Annotated in this window: 4 protein-coding genes; 3 read left to right on the forward strand and 1 reads right to left on the reverse strand. The window is 70.6% G+C overall.

All coding sequences use genetic code 11. From position 1 onward, the window contains the following. Nucleotides 1-115 precede the first annotated feature (115 nt). On the reverse strand, nucleotides 116-1,126 hold the full coding sequence (locus ACFWPQ_RS51835) for a LacI family DNA-binding transcriptional regulator (protein ID WP_384052161.1): 1,011 nt from the start codon (nucleotides 1,124-1,126) through the stop codon (nucleotides 116-118). A 201-nt stretch (nucleotides 1,127-1,327) separates the two neighbouring features. Here ACFWPQ_RS51835 and ACFWPQ_RS51840 point away from each other — a divergent pair, with 201 nt between their 5' ends. The 3 genes from ACFWPQ_RS51840 to ACFWPQ_RS51850 are packed head-to-tail and all read left to right on the forward strand — an operon-like array spanning nucleotide 1,328 to nucleotide 4,208. After that, a complete protein-coding gene (locus ACFWPQ_RS51840; protein WP_384052163.1) occupies nucleotides 1,328-2,122 on the forward strand; it encodes an ATP-binding cassette domain-containing protein in 795 nt (264 codons plus the stop codon). Beyond that, the gene (locus ACFWPQ_RS51845) at nucleotides 2,119-3,153 is read left to right on the forward strand and encodes an ABC transporter permease (RefSeq protein ID WP_384052165.1); all 1,035 of its coding nucleotides are present in this window, start codon (nucleotides 2,119-2,121) and stop codon (nucleotides 3,151-3,153) included. Before ACFWPQ_RS51840 ends, ACFWPQ_RS51845 begins: the two co-directional genes overlap by 4 nt. A gap of 50 nt (nucleotides 3,154-3,203) precedes the next feature. Further along, entirely contained in the window at nucleotides 3,204-4,208 is a 1,005-nt protein-coding gene (locus ACFWPQ_RS51850; RefSeq protein WP_384052167.1) for an ABC transporter substrate-binding protein, read from the forward strand. Nucleotides 4,209-4,313: the final 105 nt, after the last annotated feature.

The following is a 4,313-nucleotide window of genomic DNA, read 5'->3' on the forward strand; positions in this document are numbered from 1 at the left end:
GCAGTGAGCCGGTGTGAAGCGCCCCGTCAGGGGCGCGGGGAACTGCGCGACCCGCCCCCACCGGCCCGCACCCGGAATCCGGCCCCCACTCGGCGTCACCCGGCGCCACGCGCCGCTACGCGGCGAAGGGCCCCGGGATCTCTCCCGATCCCCGCCGGATCAGCCGCGTCGGCATGACCACCGTGCGCGGCGGTGAGACATCCCCGTGGATGCGGGCGAACAGCAGGTGTGCCGCGCTGGTCGCGAGGGCCACCGGGTCCTGGGCGATCACCGTGACGGGTGGCGTCAGCCGGGCCGCGAGCGCGAAGTCGTCGAAGGCGACGAACGCGAGGTCGCCGCGGGCCGCGGTCAGGGCGCCGAAGGCGAGCAGTTCGTTGCCGGCGAGGAGCGCCGTCGGCGGGTCCGGCAGTGCCAGCATCCCGGTGACGGCCGCGGCCGCCTCCGGCCCCGTGCGCACACCGTCCCTGACCAGCGCCGGGTCGGCGGCGATGCCCGCGGCCTGAAGGGCCGCCAGATAACCTCGCCGCCGTTCGCCGAACGTCCAGATCCTCGGCGTGTCGCCGATGAATCCGATCCTGCGGTGACCGTGTGCCACCACGTGGGCCACCGCGTCCCGCACCGCCCCGAAGTTGTCGACCACCACCGCATCCACGTCCAGGCCGGGGGCCGCCCGGTCCACACAGACGATCTTCGTGCCCTGCGCCTGTGCGGGGCGCAGGAAGCGGTGGCTGCCGGCGGCCGGGGTGAGGATCAGGCCGTCGACACGGCGGGCGGTGAACGCCGCTATCACCTCGCGTTCGCGGCGCAGGTCGGCGCGGCTGGAGCCGATGAGCATGATGCTGCCGCGCTGCCGGGCGACGTCCTCGGCGGCGGAGGCGACCGCGGCCATGAAGGGATCGGTCACGTCGTCGACCAACAGGCCGATGATCTGGCTCAGTTCATGGGTGCGACGTAACTGCCGTGCCACGTCGTCGCGTTGGTAGCCGAGCTTGCGGACCGCGGCCTCCACCCGCGCGGCGGTCCGCGGGGCGACGGCCGAATCGCCGTTGACGACCCGGGACACCGTCATCGTGCTCACGCCCGCTTCCGCGGCAACGTCCTTCATGGTCGGCCGGGTGGCTGCCACGCCACGTCCTCCAGCTGCGTCACGTTTGAGCGTCGACTCGTTAACGTTACCAACTCGCACGCGTATCAACGGCCTTGCAAACAAGGGGAGATGAGGGCCCGACCAGCGCCCTCGGCGACCCGCTGCACCACCCTTGACACCCCGCTGCGGGGGCCCCAAGAATCAGCCAAGCTGTTAACGATACCAACCAGAAGGCACAACATGGCCTCTGCAAGGGAACCACTGCTCACCGCACATGGGGTGGTCAAACGTTTCGGCCACGTCCAGGCGCTCTCGGGCGCCGATTTCACGGCATACCCCGGCGAGGTCGTCGCCCTCATCGGTGACAACGGTGCCGGCAAGTCCACTCTGGTGAACGTCCTGTCGGGCGTGCTCGCCCCCGACTCCGGCGAGGTCCGTCTGGACGGGGCACCGGTGCGGTTCTCCGGTCCGATGGACGCCCAGCGGCGAGGCGTGGAGACGGTGTACCAGGACCTGTCACTCGCGCCCGACCTCGACGCGGCGGCCAACCTCTACCTCGGCCGGGAGATCGTGCGCAGCGGGCTGCTCGGCCGCCTCGGCGTCCTCGACCGGCCCAAAATGCGCCGGGAGGCGGTCAGCGCCTTCGCCGAACTCGGCGTGGAGCTCAAGGATGTGACGGCTCCTGTGACAACGTTGTCCGGCGGCCAACGGCAGTCCGTCGCGGTCGCCCGCGCCGTCGCCTTCGCCCACAAGGTCATCTTCATGGACGAGCCGACCGCCGCGCTGGGCGTCGTCCAGCGCGCCCGGGTCCTGGAGACCGTCCGCAGGGTCGCCGACCGGGGCATCTGCGTCGTACTGATCAGCCACAACATGCCCGAGGTGCTGTCGGTCGCGGACCGGGTGGAGGTGCTGCGGCTGGGCCGGCGCGTCGCGTCGTACACCGCCGCCGACACGACGATCGAGGAGCTGGTCGGGGCGATGACCGGCTCCCTGGACGGGCCGAACGGGACCGGGGAAGCGGAGGGCGCGCGATGACGGCGCAGAGCGAGAAGGCCGCGGCGGGCGTGGGCGGCCGGGCCGCGGTGCCCGACTGGGTGCGCCGTGCGGCAACCCTCAACGAACTGTGGACCTTTGTCATCCTGGTGGCGCTGGTCCTGTTCTTCACCATCGCGGCGCCGGGCAAGTTCTTCACCACGTACGACATCACCCAGATCGCCGTGAACGCGGCCATCTACCTGGTGCTCGGCGTCGGCATGACGTTCGTGATCATCACGGCGGGCATCGATCTGTCGATCGGCTCGGTGCTGGTGCTGGCCGCGGTGGCGGCGGGTGAGTACAACATCCATCACGGCGGGGCGACTTCGGGCTGGGGCACGGTGGCGTTCTGTGTCGTCATCGCGCTGGCGGTGGGCACGGCGTGGGGCGCGTTGCAGGGCGCCGTGGTGGCGACCGGCAAGGTGCCGCCGCTGATCGTGACGCTGGGCGGGCTCGGCGCGGCGCTGGGCATCGCCGAACTCGCCACCGGCGGCCAGGATCCGGCCGGGGCGGCCTCCACGCATCTGCAGAACAGCCTGGGTTTCGGCAAGGTGCTCGGTATCCCCTGGATGGTGATCCTGGCGGCCGTGGTGACCGCGATCTTCGGCGCGGTGCTGGCCGGCACCCGGTTCGGCGAGCACACCCTCGCGATCGGCTCGAACCCCACGGCCGTACGCCGGGCGGGCATTCCGGTGGGCCGCCAACTGGTCAAGGTCTACGGGCTGATGGGGCTGCTGGCCGGGCTGGGCGCGGTGATGTGGCTGGCCTCGTACGGCACGACGTCGATCGCCGGGCACTCCACCGACAACCTCAAGGTGATCACCGCGGTGGTCCTCGGCGGGACCAGCCTGTTCGGCGGGCGGGGTTCGGTGCTGGGCACGGTGATCGGCGTGTTCATCCCGGCGGTGCTGACCACCGGGCTGATCGTGATCGGCGTCCAGCAGTACTGGCAGGACGTGGCGGTGGGCGTGGTGCTGGTGGTGGCCGTCTACATCGACCAGCTGCGCAGGAAGACCCGGGAACGCGCATGACTGAATCGCAGCGCAAGACTGAATCGCTCGTGGCTAAGGAGGACTCTGTGATGGGGAACATTCGCAGCAGGCGCCGGTTGCTGGTCGCGGTGGGCACGGTTCTGGCCCTCGGCGCGGGGGCCTCGGCGTGCGGTTCGTCGGACGACGGCGGCGGCTCGGGGAGTTCGGGCAGTGCCAAGGGCAAGAAGGTCCGGCTGATCACCGGGGTGAAGAGCGACCCCTTCTACATCACCATGACCTGTGCCGCGCAGGCGGAGGCCAAGGCCAAGGGGATGGACTTCACGGCCGACGGTTCCGCGCAGTGGGACGTGTCCGTGCAGCGGCCGCTGCTGGACTCGACGGCCGCGTCCCGGCCCGACGGGCTGCTGATCTCGCCGGTCGACACCAGCGCGCTGACGCCGTCGCTCAAGCAGATCCAGTCGGCCGGCACCAAGGTGGCGCTGGTGGACACGACGGTGACCGACACCTCGATCGGCATCACACGGATCTCGTCGGACAACGAGAAGGGCGGCCGGGTCGCCGCCGACGCGCTGGCCAAGCTGATGAACGAGAAGGGCTCGGCCATCGTCATCAGCGTCAAGCCCGGCGTGTCGACGACCGACGCACGGATCAAGGGCTTCACCGAGGAGATGGCCAAGTACCCGAAGATCAAGGTGCTGCCCACGCTCTACGACAACGACCTGCCGGCCACGGCGGCCTCCCAGATCCAGTCGACGCTCGCCGCCCACCCGGACCTCGGCGGGGTGTTCGCGGGCAACACCAACACCGGTCAGGGCATCGCCACCGGGCTGAAGCAGGCCGGCAAGGAAGGCGCCGTGAAGGTGGCCGCGTTCGACGCCGAGCCGGACGAGATCGCCTCGCTGAAGTCGGGCACCCTCCAGGTGCTGGTCGCCCAGGACCCGGCGGCGATCGGCCGGCAGGCGGTGGACCAGCTCGCCAACGCCTTCGAGGGCAAGTCGGTCAGCAAGTCGATCGGCACCAACATGGTGGCGATCACCAAGGACAACATGAACGACCCGTCGGTCAGCAAGTACTTCTACAAGTCCCAGTGCTGAACCGGGCTCCGGAGCACCGGATCTGACGATCGGTCAGAGACGTGCCCGGCGTAAGGCCGGCGGGCCGGGGGGGGCCCCCCCCCCGGGGCCCCCCCCCCCCCCCCC

The sequence above is a fragment of the Streptomyces sp. NPDC058464 genome, assembly GCF_042721035.1.
GTDB lineage: Bacteria > Actinomycetota > Actinomycetes > Streptomycetales > Streptomycetaceae > Streptomyces.

Excerpts from the sequence above, each read along its gene's own strand:
- ACFWPQ_RS51840 (WP_384052163.1), top strand. The coding sequence starts at position 1,328 with ATGGCCTCTGCAAGGGAACCACTGCTCACCGCACATGGGGTGGTCAAA.
- ACFWPQ_RS51845 (WP_384052165.1), top strand. The coding sequence starts at position 2,119 with ATGACGGCGCAGAGCGAGAAGGCCGCGGCGGGCGTGGGCGGCCGGGCC.
- ACFWPQ_RS51850 (WP_384052167.1), top strand. The coding sequence starts at position 3,204 with ATGGGGAACATTCGCAGCAGGCGCCGGTTGCTGGTCGCGGTGGGCACG.